At 67.1% G+C, this 25,230-nt stretch carries 19 protein-coding genes; 9 read left to right on the forward strand and 10 right to left on the reverse strand.

Annotated features, from left to right (window positions below):
* Positions 1 to 6 precede the first annotated feature (6 nt).
* The 3 genes from sucD to ACH49N_RS19325 all read right to left on the reverse strand — a co-directional run bounded on the left by sucD (position 7) and on the right by ACH49N_RS19325 (position 4,243).
* Positions 7 to 909, reverse strand: a complete 903-nt coding sequence (gene sucD / locus ACH49N_RS19315) for a succinate--CoA ligase subunit alpha (RefSeq protein WP_015889388.1) — start codon at positions 907 to 909, stop codon at positions 7 to 9.
* A gap of 16 nt (positions 910 to 925) precedes the next feature.
* Positions 926 to 2,095: an ADP-forming succinate--CoA ligase subunit beta gene (gene sucC, locus ACH49N_RS19320; protein WP_109332700.1), complete on the reverse strand. Its 1,170-nt coding sequence runs from the start codon at positions 2,093 to 2,095 to the stop codon at positions 926 to 928.
* A gap of 168 nt (positions 2,096 to 2,263) precedes the next feature.
* The gene (locus ACH49N_RS19325; RefSeq protein WP_358273605.1) at positions 2,264 to 4,243 is read right to left on the reverse strand and encodes a hypothetical protein; all 1,980 of its coding nucleotides are present in this window, start codon (positions 4,241 to 4,243) and stop codon (positions 2,264 to 2,266) included.
* A gap of 232 nt (positions 4,244 to 4,475) precedes the next feature.
* On the opposite strand from ACH49N_RS19325, the gene ACH49N_RS19330 reads away from it, so the two are divergent.
* Entirely contained in the window at positions 4,476 to 5,594 is a 1,119-nt protein-coding gene (locus tag ACH49N_RS19330; protein WP_159924909.1) for a M23 family metallopeptidase, read from the forward strand.
* Positions 5,595 to 5,673: 79 nt separating this feature from the next.
* Here ACH49N_RS19330 and pcrA read toward each other — a convergent pair whose 3' ends face one another.
* Positions 5,674 to 8,157, reverse strand: coding sequence for a DNA helicase PcrA (pcrA, locus tag ACH49N_RS19335; protein WP_358273607.1), 2,484 nt, complete (start codon positions 8,155 to 8,157; stop codon positions 5,674 to 5,676).
* A 273-nt stretch (positions 8,158 to 8,430) separates the two neighbouring features.
* Here pcrA and ACH49N_RS19340 point away from each other — a divergent pair, with 273 nt between their 5' ends.
* On the forward strand, positions 8,431 to 8,727 hold the full coding sequence (locus ACH49N_RS19340; RefSeq protein ID WP_109332711.1) for a chorismate mutase: 297 nt from the start codon (positions 8,431 to 8,433) through the stop codon (positions 8,725 to 8,727).
* A gap of 128 nt (positions 8,728 to 8,855) precedes the next feature.
* Here the strand turns inward: ACH49N_RS19340 and ACH49N_RS19345 are convergent, their stop codons facing one another.
* Positions 8,856 to 10,310: an NAD-dependent succinate-semialdehyde dehydrogenase gene (locus ACH49N_RS19345; RefSeq protein WP_250771894.1), complete on the reverse strand. Its 1,455-nt coding sequence runs from the start codon at positions 10,308 to 10,310 to the stop codon at positions 8,856 to 8,858.
* Between the two features lie 69 nt (positions 10,311 to 10,379).
* Between ACH49N_RS19345 and pgi the strand changes: the two genes are divergently transcribed.
* Complete coding sequence (gene pgi, locus ACH49N_RS19350; protein WP_159924903.1) at positions 10,380 to 12,032, forward strand: glucose-6-phosphate isomerase; 1,653 nt, start codon at positions 10,380 to 10,382, stop codon at positions 12,030 to 12,032.
* 20 nt (positions 12,033 to 12,052) lie between these two features.
* Here the strand turns inward: pgi and ACH49N_RS19355 are convergent, their stop codons facing one another.
* A complete protein-coding gene (locus ACH49N_RS19355) occupies positions 12,053 to 12,832 on the reverse strand; it encodes an FAD:protein FMN transferase (RefSeq protein ID WP_159924901.1) in 780 nt (259 codons plus the stop codon).
* A gap of 104 nt (positions 12,833 to 12,936) precedes the next feature.
* Between ACH49N_RS19355 and ACH49N_RS19360 the strand changes: the two genes are divergently transcribed.
* A complete protein-coding gene (locus ACH49N_RS19360) occupies positions 12,937 to 14,196 on the forward strand; it encodes a hypothetical protein (RefSeq protein ID WP_358273609.1) in 1,260 nt (419 codons plus the stop codon).
* A 19-nt stretch (positions 14,197 to 14,215) separates the two neighbouring features.
* Here the strand turns inward: ACH49N_RS19360 and ACH49N_RS19365 are convergent, their stop codons facing one another.
* Positions 14,216 to 15,565, reverse strand: coding sequence for an NAD(P)/FAD-dependent oxidoreductase (locus tag ACH49N_RS19365; RefSeq protein WP_250771904.1), 1,350 nt, complete (start codon positions 15,563 to 15,565; stop codon positions 14,216 to 14,218).
* 45 nt (positions 15,566 to 15,610) lie between these two features.
* Positions 15,611 to 16,363: an SDR family oxidoreductase gene (locus ACH49N_RS19370; RefSeq protein ID WP_358273611.1), complete on the reverse strand. Its 753-nt coding sequence runs from the start codon at positions 16,361 to 16,363 to the stop codon at positions 15,611 to 15,613.
* An 85-nt stretch (positions 16,364 to 16,448) separates the two neighbouring features.
* Between ACH49N_RS19370 and ACH49N_RS19375 the strand changes: the two genes are divergently transcribed.
* From ACH49N_RS19375 to ACH49N_RS19390, 4 genes are all read left to right on the forward strand, one after another.
* Entirely contained in the window at positions 16,449 to 17,882 is a 1,434-nt protein-coding gene (locus tag ACH49N_RS19375) for an NAD(P)/FAD-dependent oxidoreductase (RefSeq protein ID WP_358273613.1), read from the forward strand.
* Positions 17,883 to 17,947: 65 nt separating this feature from the next.
* On the forward strand, positions 17,948 to 19,513 hold the full coding sequence (locus ACH49N_RS19380) for a carboxylesterase/lipase family protein (protein WP_358273615.1): 1,566 nt from the start codon (positions 17,948 to 17,950) through the stop codon (positions 19,511 to 19,513).
* Positions 19,510 to 20,979 (forward strand): carboxylesterase/lipase family protein, encoded by a 1,470-nt coding sequence (locus ACH49N_RS19385; RefSeq protein WP_358273617.1) that lies wholly within the window; start codon positions 19,510 to 19,512, stop codon positions 20,977 to 20,979. Before ACH49N_RS19380 ends, ACH49N_RS19385 begins: the two co-directional genes overlap by 4 nt.
* Before the next feature lie 151 nt (positions 20,980 to 21,130).
* Positions 21,131 to 22,042, forward strand: coding sequence for an SDR family oxidoreductase (locus tag ACH49N_RS19390; RefSeq protein ID WP_358273619.1), 912 nt, complete (start codon positions 21,131 to 21,133; stop codon positions 22,040 to 22,042).
* A gap of 27 nt (positions 22,043 to 22,069) precedes the next feature.
* On the opposite strand, the gene ACH49N_RS19395 is transcribed toward ACH49N_RS19390, so the two are convergent.
* The gene (locus tag ACH49N_RS19395) at positions 22,070 to 22,450 is read right to left on the reverse strand and encodes a VOC family protein (protein WP_250771919.1); all 381 of its coding nucleotides are present in this window, start codon (positions 22,448 to 22,450) and stop codon (positions 22,070 to 22,072) included.
* Positions 22,451 to 22,594: 144 nt separating this feature from the next.
* Here ACH49N_RS19395 and ACH49N_RS19400 point away from each other — a divergent pair, with 144 nt between their 5' ends.
* Positions 22,595 to 23,692 carry a CaiB/BaiF CoA-transferase family protein gene (locus tag ACH49N_RS19400; RefSeq protein ID WP_358273621.1) on the forward strand — a complete coding sequence of 366 codons (1,098 nt, stop codon included), beginning with the start codon at positions 22,595 to 22,597 and terminating at the stop codon, positions 23,690 to 23,692.
* 43 nt (positions 23,693 to 23,735) lie between these two features.
* Here ACH49N_RS19400 and ACH49N_RS19405 read toward each other — a convergent pair whose 3' ends face one another.
* Entirely contained in the window at positions 23,736 to 25,220 is a 1,485-nt protein-coding gene (locus tag ACH49N_RS19405; RefSeq protein ID WP_358273623.1) for a PLP-dependent aminotransferase family protein, read from the reverse strand.
* Positions 25,221 to 25,230 lie beyond the last annotated feature (10 nt).

The following is a 25,230-nucleotide window of genomic DNA, read 5'->3' on the forward strand; positions in this document are numbered from 1 at the left end:
GAGCGCCTAGGCCTGGACGGTCAGGCTCTGCAGGATCTCGCGAGCGAGCGCAGCGGTCTCGGACGGCGTCTTGCCGACCTTGACGCCGGCCGCCTCGAGGGCGTCCTTCTTGGCCTGCGCGGTTCCCGAGGAGCCGGAGACGATGGCGCCGGCGTGGCCCATGGTCTTGCCCTCGGGAGCGGTGAAGCCGGCGACGTAGCCGACGACCGGCTTGGTCACGTTCGCCTTGATGTAGTCGGCGGCACGCTCTTCTGCGTCGCCACCGATCTCACCGATCATGACGATGACCTTGGTCTCGGGGTCCTTCTCGAACGCCTCGATAGCGTCGATGTGGGTGGTTCCGATGACCGGGTCGCCGCCGATGCCGATGGCGGTGGAGAAACCGAAGTCACGCAGCTCGAACATCATCTGGTAGGTCAGCGTGCCCGACTTGGAAACGAGACCGATGGGGCCGCTGCCCGCGATGTTGGCGGGGGTGATGCCGACCAGCGACTCGCCCGGGGTGATGATGCCGGGGCAGTTCGGGCCGATGATGCGGGTCTTGTTGCCCTTGGAGACGTTGTACGCCCAGGCGTACGCCGAATCCTGCACGGGGATGCCCTCGGTGATGACCACGAGGAGCGGGATCTCCGCGTCGATGGCCTCGACGATGGCGTCCTTGGCGAAGGCCGGCGGAACGAACGCGATCGAGACGTCCGCACCGGTCTTCTCGATGGCCTCGGCGACGGTGCCGAAGACGGGGAGCTCGACGCCGCCGTCATGGGTGACGGTGGTGCCGGCCTTGCGGGCGTTGACACCGCCGACGACCTGAGTGCCGGCCTTGAGCATCAGCGCGGTGTGCTTGGTGCCCTCGCCGCCGGTGATGCCCTGGACGATGACCTTGGAGTCCTTGGTCAGGAAGATAGCCATGTTGTTTTAAGTCCCTTTACTTTGCGGCGAAGGCCAGCTCGGCAGCCTTGTCGGCGGCCTCGTCCATGGTTCCGACGACCGTGACCAGCGGGTGAGCGGCCTCGGCGAGGATGCGGCGACCCTCTTCGACATTGTTGCCGTCCAAGCGGACGACCAGCGGCTTGTTGGCCTCGTCACCGAGCGTCTTCAGGGCGCCGACGATGCCGTTGGCGACCGCGTCACACGCGGTGATGCCACCGAACACGTTCACGAACACACTCTTGACCTGCTCGTCGTTCAGGATGACGTCGAGCCCGTTGGCCATGACCTCGGCGGACGCACCGCCGCCGATGTCGAGGAAGTTGGCGGGCTTCACGCCGCCGTGCTTCTCACCGGCGTAGGCGACGACGTCCAGGGTCGACATGACCAGGCCGGCGCCGTTTCCGATGATTCCGACCTGTCCGTCGAGCTTGACGTAGTTGAGGTCGTTTTCCTTGGCCTTGAGCTCGAGCGGGTCGGTGGCGTCCTTGTCCTCGAACGCCTCGTGGCCGGGCTGACGGAAGGCAGCGTTCTCGTCCAGCGTGACCTTGCCGTCGAGCGCGAGGATCTGGTCGTCCGGGGTACGGACGAGCGGGTTGACCTCGACGAGGAGAGCGTCTTCCTTGATGAAGACGTCCCACAGCTTCTGGATCGTGACGGCCGCTGCGTCGAGCACCTCGGCGGGCAGCTTTCCTGCCTCGGCGATGCTGCGCGCGAACGCGAGGTCGACACCCTTCACGGCGTCGACGGGGATCTTGGCGAGGGCGTCGGGGTTCTCCTCGGCGGTGACCTCGATCTCGACTCCACCTTCCACCGAACACATGGCCAGGTAGGTGCGGTTGGTGCGGTCGAGCAGGAATGAGATGTAGTACTCCTCGGCGATGTCACTCGCCTCTGCGACCAGGAGCTTCTTGACGACATGGCCCTTGATGTCGAGGCCGAGAATGGCCTCGGCGTTCGCCTGGGCGGCGTCGACGTCGGCGGAGTACTTGACGCCACCCGCCTTGCCGCGGCCGCCGACCTTGACCTGTGCCTTGATCATCACGGGCTTGCCGATTTCTTCGGCAATCTCGCGCGCGCCGGCGACCGTGTCGGTAACACGTCCAGCCGAAGTCGGCACCTCGTGCTTGGCGAAGAGTTCCTTCGCCTGGTATTCGAAGAGATCCATCTGCTCACCGTCTCGTCTGCGTTGACACCCGCTCGAGGGGTAGGAGCGGGTCTGTTTTGGACTTTAACCAGTTGCCGGGCCAGGTCTGCGCCCGCGTGCATGGTATGTGGTCCACATCACGCGATACGCCCCCCTGAGGTGCGCCTCACCGATTTTCCGGCGGGGTGCTCACCGTTTTCCGGTGCGTCCTGTGAGGGCCGCGGCAGCCGCAACCAACACTATGCCCACCGCGGACGGGATGACACCGGCCCCCATTTCCGGGGCTTCCAGCCGCGCTCGGGTGAGTGGCCAGGACAGCAGATACACCCCCATGGCGACGCCTGCCCCCAGGAGGAGTGCGCATGCCCGGGCAGACCTCGCACGCGCGGCCACGATCACCGCGAGGACGACCGTCGCACCCAGCAACGCCCGCCCCCACACGTCGAGCCCCCAGGGAAGTTCCGCGAAGGTGGCGGCAGCGGAGTACTCGCCCACAGCATCGGTGCCGGAGAAGAGCGGAAGTGCCAGTCCGACGAACGCGAACAGGGCGCCGAGTCCCCCGACCACGAGGACCGCGAGGTCGGTCGAGCGCTCCTCGGAGGTATCGATCTCCTCCCGTTCCGCGGAACCGGCGAACCAGGTGAGCACCCCGGTCACGGCGGCGGCGACCGCGGCGCACCACAGCAGAACCGAGCCGGCGCCCGCGCTGATACCCGGTACATCGGTGGCGAGCACCACGGACTGGGTCACCGCCGCGACGGAAAAGGGAATGGTCACCCACAGAATTCCGACCGCGGGTCGCACCGCCGAAGCGAACTCGGAGAAGAACAACCAGATCGTTCCGACGGCGAGAACGATGGCGGCGACGAGGACGACCCGGGTGGCCAGAACTTCGGGGCGCGCCAACGACGCGGGCGTGTCCAGCACCGGAAGCAATGCCCCGGTCGCGGCGAGGACCGCGGTGAGGGCTCCGGCGGTTCCGGCGGCGAGGTGCCATCGGGCGAGCCGTGCGCGCGCTGCCTCGGCTTCCGCTCGGGCGGCGGCCTTGGCAACGCCTTTCCCGGACGGCGTGACGGCCCCCGCCTTCCCCGCTGCTGGTGTTCCTGTCCGATCCGGTGCGGCGCCGGCCAGCGCCCGCAGGATGCGATCATCGCGGGCACGGTCGACCGCGGGGACACACAGCCCCGCGAACACCAACGCGCCGGCCCCGACGGTTCCCCACACCGAGCCCGGCCCGACCCCGATGCGTTCGCCCGCGGCCAGTCCTGCCACGAGGCGCGTCCCGACTACACCCAGAGCAGCGAGCCCGGACCCGATCAGGACTCCCGCCGACACGGGCGGGGAGATCGACGCCAACGCGGAGGCGATGGCGATCAGGACGGCGACGCCCATCGCCGCGGCCCCGATCGAGGTCGCGAGATCGGATTCGACCACGGCCGGCACGAGGATGACGGGATCGGAGGACACGAGGGCGGGCGCGAACAGTGCTCCGACCAGCACCAGGGCCGCTGCCACCGTCACCGCGGACAAGAGGAAACCGACTCGCGCTCCGGTCGCGCGTCCCACCTGTTCGGAACTGCGCGCATCGCCGTAGCCGTCGAGGAGGGAGCAGCGGTGGACCGCCACCATCCCGAGAAGGCCGGCGAGCACGATCAGGATGTGACCGGCCACGAGGGTGTAGGCGCCGGTGCCCGCGGTGAGTTCCGCCGCCGTCTGCGGACGGAACAGCTCCAGTCGGTTGGCATCGATTGCGTCCGTCCACAGCTGAACGTCCAGGATGGCAGCGCCGATCGAGACCGCACCCGCGCCCGCGAGGAGGCCGCCGGCGAATGCCGTCCTGCGCGCGGCGAGGGCGGCGATCGCCACGATCGGCGCTGCGAGGGCGAATACTGCCGCCCACACGGCCGCGGCGCCGACTCCCGGCAACTCCGCGGCGCCTACCGCCGGCCGTGCCGCGTGCAGGACGGGTGCGGCAGCGACACCCAGTCCTCCGACGAAAGCCAGGACGGCAGCGGTCGTGCACCCTCGACGCGCCCTGTCGGGATCCGGCTCCTCGACCGCGGCGGATCGAGCGCCGCCTCCCGAAGAAGGAATACGTTCGGGCTCAGCTCTGGGAATACGTTCGGGCTGCGCCCGGGGGCCTTCTCCGGAACGAGTTGATGACGCCACGGACCGACGCTAACGCCTCGCACCCGGCCCGCGGCCGGTGTGACACGCGCTTCTCCGCTGGAGATCGAATCGAGACCGATTACCCGCGCCCACATTCCCCCAGCTCACGTTGTGATGCCCGTCACAAGTAGCTGTTCATTCGCGTTACAGGTTGCGCGCATCGCAACCGTTTCGTTACCGTCGCCAAGGTCTAAGTCACAGGCAGGTCACGAGCAGGAGGTTGGACGGGCGTATGCACCACCGCAGCCAGTTCACGGCCAGCCGTTTTGTGAATCACCACGCTGACGAGGAACGTGAGCCTTCGTTCTCGGTTGGTCACAACGACGAGGTCACGCCCACGTATCCCCCACGATCGGTCGAGCGTTACACCGAGACCGATAGTTCTGAGATTTCCACAATGTTCTCCCGTGATTCGCATTCTCCCCGCTCCAGCAGGCACAACGCTCCGCGTTCCGGCCAACACGACGCTCCGCGTTCGGGCCATCATCGCGTCGAGGCTGTGAGCAGTTACGACTCCGAGTTCGACATCCCCGGCTTCATTCCCCGCAGCGGTATCGAGTCCCCCGAGGGCACGCCCTCCCACTCCCGCCGCGGAGCGCACCGACTTCCCACTCCCCCCTCAGCCCTCAAGGGGCGCGCAGCCGTTCTCGCAGTCGCAGCGGGCGCCGTCGTCGCAGCAGGCCAGGCCGCCGTCAGCGGCTCTTCGTCCAACTCCACCGATCACTCCGAGGTCGCCCTCGCCAGTGACGAGTCGAGCGTCATCGGCACCACCGCCGAGCCGCAGGCGGCCCAGTTCTCCACCGTCGCCGACACCGTCGCATCCGAGTCGAACGCCCCCCAGGTCCTTAACGTCGCGAATCCCACCGACCTCTCCCAGTTCAGCAACCTCCTCGCCAAGGGACAGCGCTTCAGCGAAGAGCGCGCCGCCCGCGAGGCTGCGGCCCGTCGGCCTTTGTTCGTTCTCCCCACGATCGGCACCTTCACCTCGAACTTCGGATCGCGCTGGGGCACGCTCCACGCGGGCGTCGACATCGCGGCCCCCATCGGCACCCCCATCGTGGCGGTGGCCGACGGCGAGGTCATCGACTCCGGGCCGGCTTCCGGGTTCGGCATGTGGGTCCGCCTGAAGCACGCCGATGGCACCGTCACCGTTTACGGGCACATCAACACCTCCAACGTCACCGTGGGCCAGAAGGTTATGGCGGGTGACCAGATCGCCACCGTCGGCAACCGCGGATTCTCCACCGGCCCGCACCTGCACTTCGAGGTTCACCTCGGCGGCGAGAACAAGGTCGATCCCCTGCCGTGGCTGGCCTCGCGCGGCATCAGCCTCGGCCCCGAGATGGACTGAGCGAAAAACACTCGGAACGTAACCACAGACGACTGCGGCGCATGCACTGTGCATGCGCCGCAGTCGTCTGTGTCCAGCCCTACAGCTTGGTCATGGGGACTCCACCGATCAGCATGAGCCGGACCTTGCCGGCGCTTCCGAAGTCGATCGTGACGGTGGCAGTCGGTCCGGCACCCTTGGTTTCCAGCACCGTGCCGAGACCGTATTTGTCGTGGGTGACACGGTCGCCGACGGCGAGGACCAGGTTGTTGTTGCGTGAGCGGGCCGCACCGAAACTCGGCGTACCGGACGCACTGCCGCCGTAACTGTGGCCACCGTAACCCTGGCCGCCATAGCCGGAGCTTCGGGCGCGGCCGCCACCGATCGCGCCGCCGGAACCGATGCCGGTTCCCGGGTCCTCACGACGCCAATTCACGAGATCGGTCGGGATCTCCTGCAGGAACCGTGACTCCGGGTTCTGGATGGGTTGTCCCCATGCCGACCGGATGACTGCGCGGGTGAGATACAGCCGCTTCCGTGCACGGGTGATGCCGACGTAGGCCAGCCTGCGTTCCTCCGACAGTTCGGTGGGGTCGCCGAGCGCCCGCATGTGCGGGAACTGACCGTCTTCCCATCCGGTGACGAACACGATGGGAAATTCGAGCCCCTTCGCCGTGTGCAGAGTCATCATGGTGACGACGCCCTCGTCGGAGTCGGGCAGCTGGTCCGAATCGGCCACCAGCGACACTCGCTCGAGGAAGGCGGCCAGGGACCCGGGGTCGGGTTCACCGTCGCGCGCGTCGACGTCACCGTCCTCGGGGGTGTCGATCAGCCCGGCAGCATTGCGGGCGTCGGAGCTGAACTCCCGTGCAACACTCACCAATTCGTTGAGGTTGTCGAGCCGGGCACCGTCCTGTGGGTCGCTGCTGGCGGCAAGCTCGGCGCGATACCCCGTCCGCTCGAGCACTGCCTCGACGACGTCGCCGATGTCGCCCAGTTGATCGGGGACCACTTCGTCCGAGCTGAACTCGGGCGGCAGCATCATCCGCAATCCGTCCATCAACTCGAGGAAGGACGCGATGGCCTTTTGTGAGCGGGTGTTCAGCAGCGGCACCCGGCCCTCGCCGCCATCGCGCAGCGCCTCCGCGAAACTGATTCCCCGTTGCTCGGAATGCACCGCCACGCACGCCTCGGCTCGGTCCCCGATGCCACGGCGCGGGGTATTGAGGATGCGACGCAGACTGACAGTGTCGTCCTCGTTGGCGAGCACCCGCAGATACGCGACGATGTCGCGAACCTCCTTGCGCTCGTAGAACCGCACGCCGCCAACCACCTTGTACGGAACACCGAGGCGGATGAAAATCTCCTCGAGCGCACGCGAGGAGTTGTTGGTGCGGTAGAACACCGCGACATCAGCGAACTTGGCTTCTCCGGAATCGACCAGCTTGTCGATTTCCGAGGCGACGAAGGACGCCTCGTCGTGCTCGTTGTCGGCGACGTAGCCGGTGATGAGCTCGCCCTCGCCCGAGTCGGTCCACAGCCTCTTCTCACGACGGCCCGTGTTCTTGGAGATCACGGAGTTCGCCGCGGAGAGAATGTTCTGCGTGGACCGGTAGTTCTGCTCGAGCAGGATGGTGCGGGCGTCGGGATAGTCGCGCTCGAACTCTTCGATGTTGCGGATGGTGGCACCACGGAACGCGTAGATCGACTGATCCGCATCGCCCACCACACACAGTTCGGCAGGAGCGATGCTGTGCTCGGCATTCGGGTCCGCCGTTGTGCTGCCCACCAGTTCGCGGACCAGCATGTACTGCGCGTGGTTGGTGTCCTGGTACTCGTCGACCAGCACATGCCGGAACCGGCGCCGATAGTACTCAGCGACCTGCGGGAACGCCTGGAGCATCGCGACGGTCTCACCGATCAGGTCGTCGAAGTCGAGGGCGTTGGCCGAGCGCAGCCGCTGCTGGTAATGGCCGTACACCTTCGCGACGAGACGCGGCAGCTCCGCCGGATCCTTGTCGGCGTCGGCAGCGGCCTGCTCCGGGTCGACCAGCTCGTTTTTCAGATTCGAGATGTGGGTGGCGAGAAGCCGCGCGGTGTATCGCTTGGTGTCGAGGTTCAGATCTTTGGAGATCATCGTCAACAAGCGCCGCGAGTCGTCCGCGTCGTAGATGGAGAAGTTGGAGTTGAGTCCCGGGAGCAGCGCGGCCTGGGCGCGCAGGATACGAACGCAACTCGAGTGGAACGTGGACACCCACATGTTGTTGGCACGCGGCCCGACCAGGTGCGCGACCCGCTCGCGCATCTCCGCCGCTGCCTTGTTGGTGAAGGTGATGGCCAGAACCTGGCCCGGCATCACACCACGTTCCGCGAGCAGGTACGCGATGCGGCGGGTGAGCACTGCCGTCTTCCCCGACCCGGCCCCCGCGACGATGAGAAGCGGAGAACCGGCGTGCACGACAGCCTCGCGTTGCTGCGGATTGAGGCCCTCGAGAAGGGTGTCCGAGCCGGCGCGCGCGGGCGTGGATGCGCGCGGCGTGGCCACGGCACCGGTGTGCGAAGCAGTACGCGAAATAGTGTTCATCGTCCACTAAACCTACCGGCGTCCACCGACAGCGTCACAGCCGCTTGGCCTGCGTGGTACCCCCGTGGCAAACTGGTACACGTGTTCAGTCAGCCATCGCGCCCCCAGTGGCGATTTTTTTATGGGTACCGGCCTCCGGTGCCCGTGAACTGAACAGCTCACGAGCCCCGAGGTCCACACCGGATCCGGGGCTTTTTTCGTCAAACGAGCCTGGATCGGTAACGACTCGAGCCGAAACAACGATCCACGTTCTGACAAGAGGGAGACGAACCAATGAGCACTCAGACCGTCGCATCAGCCGCCAAGGACACCGCTGTTCCCACCAGCGAGGCCGAGATCGAGGTTCTCCGCCAGGAGATCGACAAGCTCGACGCCGAGATTCTCGCCGCGATCAAGCGCCGGTCCGAGGTCTCGCAGATCATCGGTGCCACCCGCATGGCATCCGGCGGCCCGCGCCTGGTCCACAGCCGGGAGATGAAGGTGCTCGAGCGGTTCAACGAACTCGGCCAGGAAGGCCACACTCTCGCCATGCTCCTGCTGCGCCTCGGGCGCGGCCGCCTCGGTCACTGAGCCCCTTCGGTCACTGAGCCCCTTCGGTCACTGAGCCCCTTCGGTCACCGAGTCGCCCCGACCGAGTCGCTAGGCGCGGCCGCCGTCGGTTCACGACAGCGGCCGCCTCACCCGGTGCCCCTCGGTCTCTACGACTCGAGTGCCACGTACTTGGTCTCGAGGTACTCCTCGATACCTTCACTGCCCCCTTCGCGCCCGAAGCCTGATGCTTTGACGCCGCCGAAGGGGGCAGCGGTGTCCGATATGACGCCCCGGTTGACGCCCACCATGCCCGTTTCGAGGAGATCGGCGACGCGAAGCGCACGGTCGAGGTCCCTGGTGAAGATGTAGGCAGCGAGACCGTATTCAGTATCGTTCGCCGCGGCGATGCCCTCGTCTTCGGTGTCGAAACCGCTGATCGCGGCAACAGGGCCGAACACTTCCTCTTTCAGGATTCGGGCCTGTGGTGGGACGTCGTCGAGGACGGTGGCCGGATAGAAGTAGCCCGATCCTTCCGGCGCCGCACCGCCCAGCCGGACGCGGGCTCCCGCGCCGACGGCGTCCTGCACCAGTTCGCTGACGGTCTCGAGTTGATCCGCGTTGATCAGCGGGCCGAGTGTGGTGTCGGGGTCCTGCCCCGGTCCGAGTGTGTACGACGACATCTTGTCGACGAGCTTGGCGGTGAATTCCTCGCGGACACTGTTCGCGACGTGGAAACGGTTGGCGGCCGTGCACGCTTCGCCCCCGTTGCGCATCTTCGCGAGAACGGCGCCCTCTACCGCTGCGTCGACGTCGGCGTCGTCGAAGACCACGAAGGGCGCGTTGCCACCCAGTTCCATCGACGTGCGCAGCAGACCCTTGGCCGACTTCTCGATCAGCATGCGCCCGACCCCGGTGGAACCGGTGAACGTGAGCTTGCGCAGGCGCCGATCGTCCAGCAACGGTCCCGTCACTTCCCCGGACTTCGACGTCGGCAGTACGGACAGGACACCCTTCGGCAGTCCCGCGTCGGCCATGACCTCGGCCAGCAACAGCATGGTCAGCGGCGTCTCGGAGGCAGGCTTGACGATCATGGTGCAGCCCGCGGCCAGCGCAGGACCGATCTTTCGAGTGCCCATCGCGAGAGGGAAGTTCCACGGGGTGATCGCGAGACACGGACCGACCGGCTGCTTGGTGACGAGCACCCGTCCGTTGCCGGCGGGCGCGGGTGTGTAGCGGCCGGAGATCCGCACCGCCTCTTCACTGAACCAGCGAAAGAACTCGGCGCCGTACTTCACCTCCGCCTTGCTCTCCGGTAGGGCCTTGCCCATTTCCAGGGTCATCAACAGGGCGAAGTCGTCGGCACGCTCGATGATCCTGTCGAACACGGCTCGCAGCAATTCACCGCGGGCGCGGGCCGGCGTGGCCGCCCACTCGCTCTGAACCGCCACTGCGGCGTCCAGAGCTTTCATCGCGTCGGCCGGACTGGCGTCCGCCACCTCGGTGAGGGCCTCACCGGTGGATGGGTCGAAGACGGTGAAGGTGGCACCGTTTTCGGCGTCGCGCTGCTCACCACCGAGGAAGAGGGTCGTCGGAACTTGTCGAATGAGTTCGCGGGAATCCATGGGGTCCATCATGCGCCGCACCAGACTTCACACGGAAGTTTCGACGCGCGGGCACTAAGCTCGAACCTCGTGAGCTCAGACATCACCGGAACCGCTGCCTGGCAGAAATTGCGCGATCATCACGCCCGAATCCAGTCCGTTCATCTGCGGGAGCTCTTCGACCAGGATCCGGCTCGGGGCCACGAACTCACCGTGTCTGCGGGCGATCTGTATATCGACTACAGCAAGCACCGCGTCGATCGCGCGACCCTCGAGTCGCTGCTCGATCTGGCGCGCAACGCAGACCTGGAAGCGCGCCGGGACGCGATGTTCGCGGGCGAGCACATCAACACGTCGGAGGATCGCGCCGTCCTCCACACCGCTCTCAGGTTGCCTGCCGGCGCGTCGCTCACCGTTGACGGCCAGGATGTAGTGGCGGACGTGCACGAGGTTCTCGATCGTATGGGCGATTTCACCGATCGGTTGCGGTCCGGGGAATGGCGAGGCGCCACGGGCGAGCGGATTACGACCGTCGTCAACATCGGCATCGGCGGGTCCGATCTCGGGCCGGTGATGGTGTACCGGGCTCTGCGGCACTATGCCGACGCCGGGATCAGCGTGCGGTTCATCTCCAACATCGACCCGTCGGATCTGGTGCGCACGTTGCACGGTCTCGATCCGGCCACGACGCTCTTCATCGTGGCGTCCAAGACATTCTCCACACTCGAAACCCTCACCAATGCCACTGCCGCCAAGCGGTGGCTTCTCGACGGACTGGGTCTCGGGACCGATGCTGTGGCAAAACATTTCGTTGCGGTCTCGACCAATGCCGACCGCGTGGCCGACTTCGGTATCGACACTGCCAACATGTTCGGATTCTGGGACTGGGTCGGGGGACGGTACTCGGTCGATTCGGCGATCGGACTGTCGGTAATGGCCGCGATCGGCAAGGAGCGTTTCGCGGAGTTCCTCGCCGGGTTCCACGCGGTGGACGAGCATTTCCGGACGGCGCCACTGGAGGAGAACGCGCCGGTTCTCCTGGGGCTCCTCGGGCTCTGGTACTCCAACTTCTTCGGCGCCGAGTCCCGTGCGGTGCTGCCGTATTCCAACGATCTCGTGCGCTTTGCGGCTTACCTGCAGCAGCTGACGATGGAATCGAACGGCAAGTCGGTGCGGGCCGACGGGTCCCCCGTTCCCGCCTCCACCGGGGAGATCTTCTGGGGTGAGCCGGGCACCAACGGCCAGCACGCCTTCTACCAGCTTCTGCACCAGGGGACGCGGCTCGTTCCCGCCGACTTCATCGGCTTCGGCGAACCCACCGACGACCTGCCCACCGCGGACGGCACGGGCAGCATGCACGACCTGCTGATGAGCAACTTCTTCGCCCAGACCAAGGTCCTGGCGTTCGGCAAGACCGCGGAGGAGATCGCGGCGGAGGGAACCCCGGAGCACCTGGTGCCACACAAGGTGATGCCCGGAAACCGGCCGTCCACCACCATCCTCGCGCCCAAGCTCACCCCGTCCGTCATCGGGCAGCTCATCGCACTGTACGAGCACCAGGTATTCGTCGAGGGCGTCATCTGGGGCATCGACTCGTTCGATCAGTGGGGCGTCGAACTCGGGAAGACGCAGGCCGTCGAATTGCAGCCGGTGCTCACCGCCGCGGAGTCACCTGCCGCGCAGAGTGATACGTCGACGGACAGCCTGGTGCGCTGGTACCGCCGTCAGCGCGGTCGGGCCTGACCTACCAGTTCCCGCCTGACCTACCAGTTCTCGGTGGTGTAGACGCGGCCCGAGCGATCCGCCAGCCTGGCGCGTAGCTCCTGCTGTTCGATCCAGCGGATGGCGCCGATGCCCCGTGCGAGAGCGGCGACACTGGCGGCGTAGGCCCACAGCGCGTCGTCGGCGATCACCGTCACCGATTCCCATTCGGTTTTCGACGGCGGTTCGCTGACGGGCGGCGCGAATGCTGTCGCCATCGCCGTTCCGTTCACCAGTTCGACGTCTCCGTTTCCGGGCACCGAAATCTGCCAACCGCCGGCCGGGCAGTGACCCGCCGTAGCGATCACGTCGCCGATACGCACCGCTGCGCCGCACTCGAGTTCGCGCGCGACGAGCGCCGCCGCACGATCGACCGTATCGGCCTTCGCGGTGTCGGTGATGTCCAAGGATGCGCCCCACGGCGCGAACACCACGTCGTCGTCGATCTGGATGTCACGGAAACTCGGTGCCGGATGCACGGTTGGAATGAGGGTGTCGTCCGCCATTTCGGAGGCGAGCGGGTCGACCACACCATCGGTCATCCGCGCCGCCCACAACGCGGAACGAAGCAGCGCCGACATCCGCCGGCTCACCTTCACCGGTGCGCCTTGCGACAGGTTCACGGCGTGAATCTCGGCATCCCCGCGCTGAAGGTCGCACACCGCCTCGGTTTCCTCGATGACACCTGCGATCAGCGCGGTCGCCTCGGGCAGTGCAGCACCCTCGGTGACGTCGACTTCCACGACGGAACCCCAGACCTTCCACTTCTCGACACTGACCATGGCGTGCTCCGTGTGCAGTTCCTTCACTGTGCTGCAAATCCAGTATGCGCCGGTTGTCCAGGAGGTCGTGCGCCTGTGTTGCCAGCGGTCGTAGACTCCGGCAGGTGAGCGCCCGGTTGAGCGTTGTCGACGAGATGTTTCTCCGCACCCATCGGGGGTGGGGAACGCCGATCGTGATGCAGGGTCTGTGGCGCACCGACGGCCGGATCGACGAGGAAATCCTGGAGTCTCTCCGCGTCCTGCTGTCACGCGGTCCGCTGGGTAGGCGGGTGATCCGCTCGCGGGTCCCTGGTGCCCGGCCACGGTTCGCGCCCAGCTCGGAAGCATTCCCCGTCGAGTACGCCACCGTCCCTGCCGCGGCGTTGCTCGAATGGGCCGACGAGCAGGCCGCCTTGCCGGTCGACCCCGAACGGGGCCCCGGGTGGCGGCTGGCCTGCGGGCGACTCGAAGGCGGCGGCACAGTGCTGTCGCTGGTGTGTTCACACGTGCTCGCGGATGCGAGGGGCCTGACCGCCGCCATCGCGGACGCGTTGCAGGGCACGCCGCCCTCCGCTGCGCCGCGTCACCGTGGACCGATCGATGACGTCTGGGACGCGGCCCTTCTGACCCGACGGGTCACCGAAGGAACGGTGCGCGCAGTTGCCGGCCTGCTGATCGATTCCGACCGCCGCACCGAGCTGCGCGACTTCGTACGCGCCGACAGCACGGCGCGCCCCGAGGTGTTCCACCGTAGGGCCGCTTCCGCGGTGGTAGACGTGGACGCGGGCGCCTGGGATATCGCCGCCGAGGAGTCCGGCGGGACGGCGAACAGCCTGTTCCTGTCGGTGGTCGCCGAGATCGCCCGCCGCGACGACGAGTCGGCGCCTCTGACGATCAGCGTGCCGATGGATGTGCGCGGCCGCGGCGACACCACCGAGGCCGCGAACTCGGTCGCAATGGTCGAGGTGGCGGTGGCACCGGGCGACACCGTCGCCGACGTCCGTGCGTCGAGTCGTGCGGCGTTCACCTCGACACCGATGACGAGCCCGGCAGGTTTCCCGGAAGAAATGCTGCAACTGATCCCCGACCGGCTCGCCCACGCGCTGACAGGCAACCCCGGTGAGCGGGACGTTCTGTGCTCGAACATCGGGCCGCTTCCCGACGCACTCGGTGTCCTGGGTGGACACCGCACAACGGGTATCGCCACGCGGGCCGTGCACCCCGGCATCGTCTCCAGCCGCACGAGGATGTCGGCTTACCTGAGCAGGTTCGACGGGCGCTACACCCTCGCCCTGGAATCACTCGATGTCCGAAGTCACACCGCTCTCCGTGAACGTGCCGAGAATGTGCTGAGCCGGCACGAACTCCAGGCCCACGGCTGGTGACGTCCCGGAAAGTCGACGGTCAGGCGTCGTAAGGCTGACGCGCCGACTGCGGATCGCCGTAGGTGATGGCCCGCTCCCGCCGCGCCCCCGACGCGAGCGTGGCCGCCCAGTTCAGCAACGTGCCGAACCTGTTGCGGTAGCCCGCGAGGAAGGCGATGTGGATGACTCCCCACGACACCCACCCGACAGCACCGGACATCTGGATAGGCCCCGCCTGAACGAGCGCGTGCCTGCGGGCGATGTACGCCGCGCTGCCGAGATCGCGGTATTTGAACGGTTTACGGTCGGGTTCTCCACGCTCGACGGTGCGGGCAATGCACCCGGCGGCGTGCCTGCCACCCTGCATCGCCACCTCGGCCACACCGGGAAGTTCTTTCAGCGCCATCATGTCGCCGACCACCCAGACGTTGGGATGACCCGGCACGCTGAGGTCGGGATTCACCTCGATGCGACCACCCGCGGCCTGCTTCACGCCGAGCGCCTGTGCGAGTACGGAGGCGAACGGGACCGCCTCGACGCCGGCCGTCCACAGGATGGTCCGCGCGTCGAACCGGTTCTTGGTCTTCGCCCCGTCCTTGGACGTCGTCTCGACGCTCGTCGCCGACACATCCGTCACATGCACGCCGAGATGTGTTTCGACACCGATCTTGTCGAGTGTGGCCTGCGCTGCCGCCGACAGCTTGCGGTTGAACGACGGCAACACCCGGTCGCCGCCGTGCAGGAGCAGTACCCGCGCCTCACCGGGATCGATGGACTGGAATTCGTGAGCGAGGGCACGCAGTGCGAGTTCCCTGATCTGCCCGGCCAGTTCGACCCCGGTGGGCCCACCGCCGGCGACGGCGAAGGTCAGCCACGGCTTCCGCTCTTCGGGGGTGGGAAGCGACTCGGCCATTTCGAAGGCCGAGATGAGCTTTCGCCGGATCGCGAGGGCGTCGTCGAGAGTCTTCATGCCGGGCGCCCACTGGATGTACTCGTCGTGACCGTGATACGCCTGGCGCATCCCGGCAGCGACGATCAAGTAGTCATAGGGAACATCGAAGGTGGAGCCGTCGAATCTGCTTGCCGTCAAGACCTTTTCGTCGGTGTCGATCGACTGCGCTTCCCCGAGGGCGACGTGAATGTTGCTGTAGCCGCGGAGCAGGTGCCGCAACGGTGTGGTGATTTCCCCTTCGGACAGGAGCCCCGTGGCGCACTGATACAGCAGCGGCTGGAAGACGTGGCTGGTTCCCCGATCGAGCAGAGTGACGTCGACGTCCACACCCCGGAACCGCTTGGCGGCGTACACGCCACCGAATCCGCCGCCGACGATCACCACCCGCGGCCGCGAGCGCTGCAAGCCGAGAGACGAAGATTCCTGGGTTGTCGTCACTGTGGACACCTCACGCTCGTCGTCACTGGCCGGCACAGCTCAGTCCTACACGAACCGTGATGTCCATGCATGCGGAAGGAACCTCAGCGCCACGTCGATTGCTTTCCACTTGGTGCCGGGCAACGCCACCCGGCGGGATTCCTTGTCGATCGCGTCGACCATCGCGGTGACGCCCTCGTCCAGGCTTGCGGTCATCGAGTCGCTGTCACCGGCCTTGCCCGACATCTCGGTAGCGACGTATCCGGGCAACAGTGTGGTCACCGCGATGGGACTCTTCACCAGTTCTGCCGTCAACGCCTCCCCGAGCGCGGAGACGCCGGCCTTGCTGGCCGAATAGGCCGCCTTCGGACCGGGCAGACCGCGATCGGCACTGATCGACGACACGAGCACGAGATGACCGAAATTCTGTTCCCGAAATATCTGGAGGGCGGCCTCGCACTGCGACAGCGCGCCGACGAAGTTGGTGCGGGCGGTGGCGAGATTGGCGTCGGCACGGCCCGTCCCGATCCTGGCCCCCTTGCCGAGTCCGGCGTTGACGATCACCCGGTCGAGACCACCCAGCTCGTCGCGTAACTCCCCGAAGACGCGTACCACCGCTTCGTGATCGGTGACGTCGAGTGCGCGGATCGCAACGGTCACTCCGGGATGCGCTGACCTCAGTTCGTCGCGTAAGGCTTCGAGGCGGGCACCGCGCCGCGCGCAGAGCGCGAGGTCTCGCCCCTGGGCGGCGAATCGGCGGGCCATTTCCTCGCCCAGGCCCGAGCTGGCTCCGGTGATCAAGATCTTGTTGCGCATCATCCGGTCACGATACTTGCGGGCACACTCACCGCAGGCGTGCTCGAAGTTCTGACAGCCGACCCTCGATCGGCCTACCGTGACAGACATGACTGACTCGGTGGACGACGCGGAAGAGTACGACGTCATCGTGATCGGAGGCGGCCCCGCGGGTGAGAACGCGGCGAGCTATGCCATCGCGGGCAGCGAGCGCACCGCCGCACTGATCGAGCACGAACTCGTCGGCGGCGAGTGTTCGTACTGGGCCTGTATGCCGAGCAAGGCGTTGCTGCGTCCCGGGGAGGTCCTGGGGGCCGCACGCAACATGGCCGGTATATCCGCCGGAGCCCTCGATCCGCAGGCCGTTCTCGCCCGGCGGGACTCGTTCACCAACAACCACGACGACTCGTCGCAGGTGATGTGGGCCGATGCGCAGGGAATCGAGGTGATCCGCGGCTCGGCGTGCTTGACCGGCGAGCGGACGGTGACGGTGGGCGGCTCCCGCCGTATCCGCGCCCGGCACGCCGTCGTCGTGGCGACGGGAACCACGGCAGCGATTCCAGACACACCCGGGCTCCGCGCAGCCTTGCCGTGGGCCTCGCGGGATGCCACCAATCTGCGGGAGGTTCCGCGCCGGGTCGCGGTGATCGGCGGCGGCGTCGTAGCCTGCGAGAGCGCGTCGTGGCTGCTCGACCTCGGTGTCGAGGAACTCACCATGGTGGTGCGAGGCCGAGGGCTACTCGCGAAGAACGAGCCGTTCGCCGGGAAGCTGGTGGCCGAGGGACTCGAAAAGAAGGGCGCTCGACTCCTCTTCGGCGCCGACCTCCGCGGTGTGGAGCGGCGCGATGCGCAGGACACCGGTGTCGGCCGGATCCACGGCGGCCCCGCCACGCTCGACGTGGCCGGGCAGGACCCGTTCGAGGTCGACGAAATCGTGGTCGCGACCGGCCGCACCCCTGCGACTTCGGGGTTGGGGGTCGACCCGCGACTGCTCGACGCGCGCGGTTACCTTCCCACCGACGACCACATGACGACACCGGACGGATGGTTGTACGCCGTCGGCGACGTCAACGGGCGGGCATTGCTCACTCACATGGGCAAATATCAGGCGCGGGTCTGTGGTGACGTGATCGCGGCGCGTGCGGAGGGAAGACCGCTCGACGGTTCCCGCTACATTGCGTCCGCCGATCACGGTCAGGTTCCCCAAGTGGTGTTCTCGGACCCCGAGGTCGCTGCTGTGGGGATCACCGAGAAGGAGGCCCGCGACGCAGGCGTGGACGTCGAGACGGTGGAAGTCGACATCGCCGTCGCGGGCTCGTCCCTCTCTCGCGACGATTTCGGCGGCCACGCGAAACTTGTCGTCGACCGAGGCACCGACACCCTGTTAGGTGCGACTTTCGCCGGCACGGACGTCGCCGAACTGGTGCATGCCGCGACGGTCGCCGTCGTGGGAAGGGTGCCGCTGGACGCCCTGTGGCATGCGGTGCCGTCCTACCCGACGGTGAGCGAGGTGTGGCTGCGGCTGCTCGAGGCACGGCGCTGAGCGGTCCCGGCTGCGAGAACGCCGTTCAAATCGGTTTCTCAGGAGGTCTACGTATAGTCGCCGACATGGCGTCCGACATTCGCACGACAGGCACAGTCGCGACCGACAGGGCAGCGACGACCGACACAGTGGTGAAGACGACCGACGGGATGGTGCGCGGCCGGCGGCTCGACGACCTCGTGGCCTGGCGCGGGATTCCCTATGCTGCCCCGCCGGTAGGTCCGCTGCGACTGCGGGCGCCCCAGCCGGTCACCCCGTGGAGCGGGGAACTCGATGCCACCGAGTTCGGGGACGCGGCAGTGCAGCACAAGAAGTTCACGGTGCTGCGGCCGGGCAAGTACCAGCCGAGCAGTGAGAATTGTCTGACCCTCAATGTTCAGGCCAGGCCCGGCACCTCCGGCAAGCCCCGCCCGGTGATGGTGTTCGTCCACGGCGGCGCATACACACTGGGCATGTCCGCGACCGCACTGTACGGCGGTCAATCACTGGTACGCCGCGGCGATATCGTCTACGTGTCGATCAACTACCGGCTCGGTTCGCTCGGCTACCTCGATTTCACCCAGTTCTCCACCCCCGAGCGGCCATTCGATTCCAACCTCGGGCTCCGCGACCAGGTGGCGGCACTCGAGTGGGTGCAACGCAACATCGCCGGATTCGGTGGCGACCCCGACAATGTCACCCTGTTCGGTGAGTCCGCGGGCGGAAACGCCGTCACCACCTTGATGACCACGCCTTCCGCTCGCGGCCTGTTCGCTCGTGCGATCGCCGAGAGCTCGGCGCCCGGTCTCGTCACGACGGCCGAGCGGGCCGCCGGGTGGGCCGCCGACTACGTGAAACTCCTGGGCGCCGAACCGGAGAACGCGGCCGAGGCCTTGAGTACCTCACCCGTCGGAGCGCTCGGTCGATCGGGAAACCGGTTGGGTGCCAAGGTTCTGGTGGAAACTCCCGGGCTTCACCCGTTCGGTCCCGTGATCGACGGGGACTTTCTTCCGAAGCCACCGCTCGACGCGTTCTCCGACGGCTCCGCGCACCGTGTCCCGCTGATCATCGGCACCAACAGCCGTGAGGGCACACTGTTCCCGAAGGTCCTGGACGCCCTGCCCACCGATCCTGCGCGGATCGGCCGGATGTTCGAGCTCACCGACCCGGCGGCACAAGCCCGGGTCACCGCAGCCTATCCGGGCTATCCAGCCCCCGACGCCGCGGTGGACCTCGGTGGTGACCTGACGTTCTGGAAGCCGTCGGTGGAACTGGCCCAGGCGCATTGCGCCTACGCACCGACGTACAGTTATCGGTTCGACTTCGCTCCGCGAATCATGACATGGCTCGGACTCGACGCCACCCACGGATTCGAATTACTCGCCGTCTTCGGTGTCGCCGACACTCGTTTCGGTCGCGCGCTCACGTTGGCGGGGGGCCGACGCGGCCTGAAAGACGTGACCGATACGGTGCAAAGGAACTGGTTGCAGTTCGCCACGCACGGAACACCTTCGGCTGCGTGGCCGAGATACGACACCGATCGGAGGGCAACGCTCGTGTTCGACACCGTCACCACAGTCCAGGACGATCCGCGCAGGGAACGTCGACTGGCGTGGGAAGGGTACGAGGGCTACTACGGGCAGGGCCTGTGAGTCCACTCGAAGTCCACACCGAGAGCGGCGCCGTCGGAGGGCGTCGACTCGACGACCTGATCACCTGGCGCGGAATCCCGTACGCGGCTCCCCCGGTGGGCCCGTTACGGTTACGTGCCCCGCAACCGGCCCAGCCGTGGTCGGATGTCCGGCGAGCCTTCCACTATGGGGCAAGCGCGCCCCAAGGTAGCGGGCCGTGCGACGAAGACTGCCTGACTCTCAACGTGGTGGCTCCCGCGGAGCCGTCCGCGACACCGCGCCCGGTGATGGTGTTCATCCACGGAGGCGCGTACTCGGGGGGAAGCTCTTCGTCCTCGCTGTACGGTGGCCACTCGCTGGTACGGCGCGGCGACATCGTCTATGTGTCCATCAACTACCGGCTCGGCGCCCTGGGATACGTTGATTTCAGCCAATTCTCTACGCCGGAGCGGCCTTTCGACTCGAATCTCGGCCTCCGCGATCAAATGGCTGCGCTCGAGTGGGTGCAACGCAACATCGCCGAGTTCGGCGGCGACCCCGACAACGTCACGATCTTCGGTGAGTCGGCCGGCGCCAACGCCGTCACCACCCTGATGGGCACACCCGCCGCGAAAGGACTGTTCAGCAAGGCCATCGCACAGAGTCCGCCGGCGGCGTCGGCATATCATCCCGAGCGGGCGGCACGGTGGGCACGCGAATTCGTCGAGATCGCGGGAGTGCCCCTTCCCGAGGCCGCCACCTGGCTGCAGACAGCGAAGTCCTCCGACTTCGTCGAGGTGGGAACCACTTTGGCGGATCGCGGCGCCGACGAGGAGCCCGGAACACGAGTGTTCGCGCCGGTAGTAGACGGCTTCGTGCTTCCCGCTCACCCGCTCGATACCTTCGCATCCGGTTCCGGTCACCCGGTTCCCTTGATCATCGGCACCAACCAGTACGAGGGCCGGGTGTTCCCGCGGTTCCTCGATATCCTGCCCACCGACGCCACCCGCATCGAGAAAATGTTCTCGCATGTGGACGAGTCCGTGAAGAAGCGGGCGATCTCCGCGTACCCCGGCTATCCCGGTCGGCGTGCTGCCGCGGACCTCGGCGGTGACGTCACGTTCTGGGAACCATCCCTACTCTGCGCAGAGGGTCATGCCGCCGTAGCCCCCACGTACAGTTACCGATACGACTTCGCTCCCCGCCTCCTCCGCCTCGCCGGGCTCGGTGCCACGCACGCCACGGAGATGTACGCGGTGTTCGGGCTGACCGGACCCTGGGCGCGGGCACTCACCGCACTCGGTGGGTGGAAAGCGCTACGCACCGTCACCGACACGGTGCAGTCGCACTGGCTGCATTTCGCACGGCACGGCACGCCGGCGCCCGGCTGGCCCACCTACTCGCGGGAGAACAGGGAAACCCTCATCATCGACGAGAGAAGTCGGGTCGAGAACGATCCGCTCGGCGAGCGTCGTCGCGCCTGGCTCGGCTACGAACACCGGCGCTAGTCCACTTCCGGAACGTCGTCGCGAGTCGCGCAGGGCCTGCGGTTTCAACCCCGCAGGCCCTGCGGTTTCACCCTCGCAGGCCCTGCGGTGTGCCCTACTCTGAAACACCCGCACACTCGCACACCTGTTCTCCGCGGTACCGGAGGTGAACATGATCGAACACGACGATCTCGCAGGACTCACCACGGTGGTCACCGGCGCCACGTCCGGACTGGGCGCGGAGACGTGCCGCCAGTTGGCGGCCCGCGGTGCGACGGTCGTGCTGGTCGGCCGCGACCGGGCGAAGGTCGACGAGACGATCGCCGAGTTGTCGTCGGTATACGACCCTGGCCAGTTGAGTTCGGCAACGGCCGATCTGTCCTCCCTGGTACAGGTGCGGAATCTGGCCGAGGAACTCCGGCATCGATTCCTCCGCATCGACGTGTTGATCAACAATGCGGGAATCGATGTGGGAGAGCGTCGCCTCACCCCGGACGGCATCGAGTCGACCTTCGCGGTGAATTACCTCGCACCGTTCGTACTCGGCACCGCCCTGGCCGACGCCATGGCGCAGGCCGCCACCACGGATGCCGCCGGCTTCCGCCACCCCGCGCGCATCGTCAACGTCAGCTCGTCGGGGCATCGCGGTGGGCACCTCGACTTCGACGACCTGCAGGCCTCGAACGGCAAGTTCCGCGGCCAACGCGTATATAACAATTCCAAGCTCGCACTCACCCTGTTCAGTCGGGAATTGGCGCGGCGCTTCGACCCGGCACGGCTGGTGGTGAACTGCGCGGATCCAGGCTTCGTCAAGGGCACCACCCTCGGCCGCGACCTTCCGTTCGGCTACCAGGTGATCGGAACCCTGCTCACTCCGTTCATGGCCGATGTCGAGAAGGGCGCGAAGACGATCGTGTGGACCGCCACGGCCGCCGAGGCGGGCAAGTTCACCGGCGCCTACGTCAAGGCCTGCAAGGTAGTTCAGCCGAGCAAGGATGCACGGAACCCCGAACTCGCGGCCAGGTTGTGGGATGCCACCGAGGCGCTGGTGGCCGGACGTGGCGGCGCCGACCTCGACGCCTGAGGTCCGGGTACTCACAGGTTCGGGTACTCACGGGTTCGGGTACTCGAACAACGATAGGACGTTCCCGTGCGGGTCCCGGAACCATGCCACGCGGATGCCGTCCGGCGCGGTCCAGGCGGCGTGCTCGTCCTGGTCCATGCCGGGATACTCGGTGAACGAGATCCCTTTGGTCCGGAGTGCGTCGACCACACCGTCGAGATCGGGGACCTTCCATCCCAGCACCGTGTATCCGGTGTCGGCACGCGACTGGACCAGCGTGACCCGCAGCAGTGACCCGTTGCAGTTCAGGGCGAGCGCGAATTCGTCGCGGGAGTCGAGCTCGAGCCCGAGGGTGTCCACGTAGAACATCTGGGAGACGTCGAGGTCGGTGCTGGGAACGAAACTGACGAGCTCACCCGGAAAACTCATGCATCAACTTTGCGCCGCCCACCCACCGCGGGGCAAGGGAGCGGAGTTACACGACGGCCGTGTCGTGACCCGCGGCACAGCTTCCTCACCCGACAAGTTAACGTCGATTCGACAGGTTGTCCCGCATCGGAATGAGGAACTCGAGTGTCTGCTCCCGTTACAGAGAAGAAGGGCCCGCTCGCGGGCATTCGCATCGTCGAATTCGCAGGTCTGGGACCCGGCCCCCACGCGGCCACCCTGCTCGCCGATCTCGGTGCGGACGTCGTCTGCGTCCAGCGCCCCGGCGTGATCCCGCAGGACGGACCCTACGACCAGATTCAGCGCGGACGTCGCGTCGTCGAAGCCAACCTCAAAGATCCCGCGCAGGTCGAGAAGGTGCTGGAGCTGATCGAGCGCGCCGACGTCATCATCGAGGGCTTCCGCCCCGGCGTCACCGAACGCATGGGCCTGGGCCCCGACGTCTGCCTCGAGCGCAACCCGCGGTTGGTCTACGGCCGGATGACCGGCTGGGGACAGGAAGGCCCGCTGGCCAATGCCGCCGGCCACGACATCAACTACATCTCCCTCACGGGTGTCCTCCACGCCATCGGGCGTAAGGGTGAGCGCCCGGTTCCCCCGCTGAACATGGTCGGCGACTTCGGCGGCGGCTCCATGTTCCTCATCTTCGGCATCCTGTCCGCGCTGGTGGAACGCCAGACCTCCGGCAAGGGTCAGGTGGTCGATACCGCGATGGTGGACGGCGCCCTGGCGCTGTCGCACATGATGTGGGCGTTCCGTGGCCGCGGCGTCTGGTCGGACGAGCGGGGCGTCAACCTCCTCGACACCGGCGCGCCGTTCTACGACACCTACGAGACGGCCGACGGCAAGTACATGGCCGTGGGATCGATCGAGCCGCAGTTCTACGCCCTGTTGCTGCAGGGACTCGAACTCGACGCCGCGGACCTGCCGCACCAGATGGACGTGTCCGCGTGGCCGCAGATGAAGAAGGTCTTCGCCGAGAAGTTCCTGTCGAAGACCCGCGACGAGTGGGCCGCGATCTTCCTCGGCACCGACGCGTGTGTGTCCCCGGTCCTCACCTTCTCGGAGGCGCCGTCCAATGAACACATCGCCGCCCGCGGCTCACTGATCGAACTCGACGGCGTCACCCAGCACGCCCCGGCCCCCCGCTTCTCCCGCACCCCCGCCGGCGCCCCCACCCCGCCGGCACGCGAGGGCGTCGACATCGACACCGTCTGGACCTGAGCGCAGTGGCAGAGTACGTTTCCACGTCCTCTGCCACTCCCTCTCAGACGACCAGGGACGGTTCGGCCAGCTCCGGTCCGACGGCCAGGGTGGCGTACGCGGCGGCGATGCCGTCGACGCCCCGTCGCAATTGATCGGGTGTCCGGGCGTACGGCAATCGGATGAATCGCTCGAAGGCGCCCTCCACGCCGAACCGTGGTCCAGCGGCGAGCAGCACGCCGAAGTGGGGCGCCGTCGCGGCCAGCGCGGTCGACACCGGAGCCGGAAGCCGCAGCCACAGCGACATGCCGCCGGCGCCTATGGTCGGGACCCAGTCGGGAAGTCGATCGGCCAGGGCGTCGAGCATGGCACTGCGCTGCTCGCGCAGCTCGTCACGCCTGCGGGTGAGCACCGCGTCGTCGTCGGTGAGCAGGTGTGCGGCCGCCAGCTGGTCCATCACCGGTGTGCCCAGGTCGACCGCTGCGCGGGCGCCGACGAGCCGTGAGATCAACGACGGATCGGCGCGTATCCACCCGACCCGCAGCCCGCCCCAGAACGACTTGGCCGTCGACCCGATGGTCACCACTTCCGTTTTCGCCGTTCCCCGGCCGTACGCGGCGACCGGCCCCGGCGACGGCTCGTCGAGCCACAGGTCGACCATTGTCTCGTCGACGATCAGCGTCATCCGCGTCTCACGGGCGATCTTCGCGAGTTCCGCTCTGCCGGGTCCGTCGAGGCACAGACCGGTGGGGTTGTGGAAGTCGGGAATCAGATACGCCATTCGCGCCGCGGTCTGCCGTGCGGCGCTCCGGATTCCGTCGAGGTCCCAGGCCGCGGAACCGCCTCCCTCGGGACGGACGGGAACGGGCACCGGCCGCGCCCCCACTCTCCGGATCGCCTCCAGCGCATTGGGATAGGTGGGATGGTCCACCAGCACCCGCTCCCCCGGCGCGGTCAGCACGTTCAGCAGCAGTCGCAGGGCGTGCTGCGCGCCCGAGGTGACCATGATCTGTTCGGGTGTCGTGTCGAGTCCGCGGGCCCGATAGCGGGCGGCGATCACGTCGCGCAAGGCGCCGATGCCCACCGGTTCCATGCCGTGCGTCGGAAGGAACTGCGGAAGAGACTGCAAGGCAGAGGAGTACGCATTCTCGACCGCCTCTCCCGGCGCTGCCATCGCCGCATAACTGAGATCGATCATCGCACCCTCCGGCCCCGGCTGATGCGCGCGGAACATGAGGCCGTTCTGGCGGGATCCGGGGGGCAACGCCACCGTGCTCCGCGATCCCTGTCGGCTGATCAGGTACCCCTCGTCGCGCAGCACCGAATACGACGACGTGATCGTCGTGCGACTCAGTTCCAGCACCGACGCCAGTTCGCGTTCGCTGGGAAGTGCCACACCCAGGGGGACGCGGCCGTCGTGCACGAGCAGCCGGATGCTGTCGGCGAGCGCCCGGTATGCCGGGCGGACCGCCGAACGACGGGTGCTGTCGTCCTGCCAGTTGCCGAGGTCCCTCGCCAGCGAACGCGCACCGAGTACACGGGTCATCATGCAGTCCAGT

Origin of the sequence: Rhodococcus sp. NPDC019647 (assembly GCF_044389235.1) — a bacterium.
GTDB classification, from domain to species: Bacteria; Actinomycetota; Actinomycetes; order Mycobacteriales; family Mycobacteriaceae; genus Rhodococcus_F; species Rhodococcus_F oxybenzonivorans.

Bases quoted from the DNA above. Each gene is read 5' to 3' on its own strand.
- sucD (WP_015889388.1), bottom strand. From the start codon at position 909: ATGGCTATCTTCCTGACCAAGGACTCCAAGGTCATCGTCCAGGGCATC.
- sucC (WP_109332700.1), bottom strand. From the start codon at position 2,095: ATGGATCTCTTCGAATACCAGGCGAAGGAACTCTTCGCCAAGCACGAG.
- ACH49N_RS19330 (WP_159924909.1), top strand. From the start codon at position 4,476: ATGCACCACCGCAGCCAGTTCACGGCCAGCCGTTTTGTGAATCACCAC.
- pcrA (WP_358273607.1), bottom strand. From the start codon at position 8,157: ATGAACACTATTTCGCGTACTGCTTCGCACACCGGTGCCGTGGCCACG.
- ACH49N_RS19340 (WP_109332711.1), top strand. From the start codon at position 8,431: ATGAGCACTCAGACCGTCGCATCAGCCGCCAAGGACACCGCTGTTCCC.
- ACH49N_RS19345 (WP_250771894.1), bottom strand. From the start codon at position 10,310: ATGGATTCCCGCGAACTCATTCGACAAGTTCCGACGACCCTCTTCCTC.
- ACH49N_RS19355 (WP_159924901.1), bottom strand. From the start codon at position 12,832: ATGGTCAGTGTCGAGAAGTGGAAGGTCTGGGGTTCCGTCGTGGAAGTC.
- ACH49N_RS19370 (WP_358273611.1), bottom strand. From the start codon at position 16,363: ATGATGCGCAACAAGATCTTGATCACCGGAGCCAGCTCGGGCCTGGGC.
- ACH49N_RS19375 (WP_358273613.1), top strand. From the start codon at position 16,449: ATGACTGACTCGGTGGACGACGCGGAAGAGTACGACGTCATCGTGATC.
- ACH49N_RS19380 (WP_358273615.1), top strand. From the start codon at position 17,948: ATGGCGTCCGACATTCGCACGACAGGCACAGTCGCGACCGACAGGGCA.
- ACH49N_RS19390 (WP_358273619.1), top strand. From the start codon at position 21,131: ATGATCGAACACGACGATCTCGCAGGACTCACCACGGTGGTCACCGGC.
- ACH49N_RS19395 (WP_250771919.1), bottom strand. From the start codon at position 22,450: ATGAGTTTTCCGGGTGAGCTCGTCAGTTTCGTTCCCAGCACCGACCTC.
- ACH49N_RS19405 (WP_358273623.1), bottom strand. From the start codon at position 25,220: ATGATGACCCGTGTACTCGGTGCGCGTTCGCTGGCGAGGGACCTCGGC.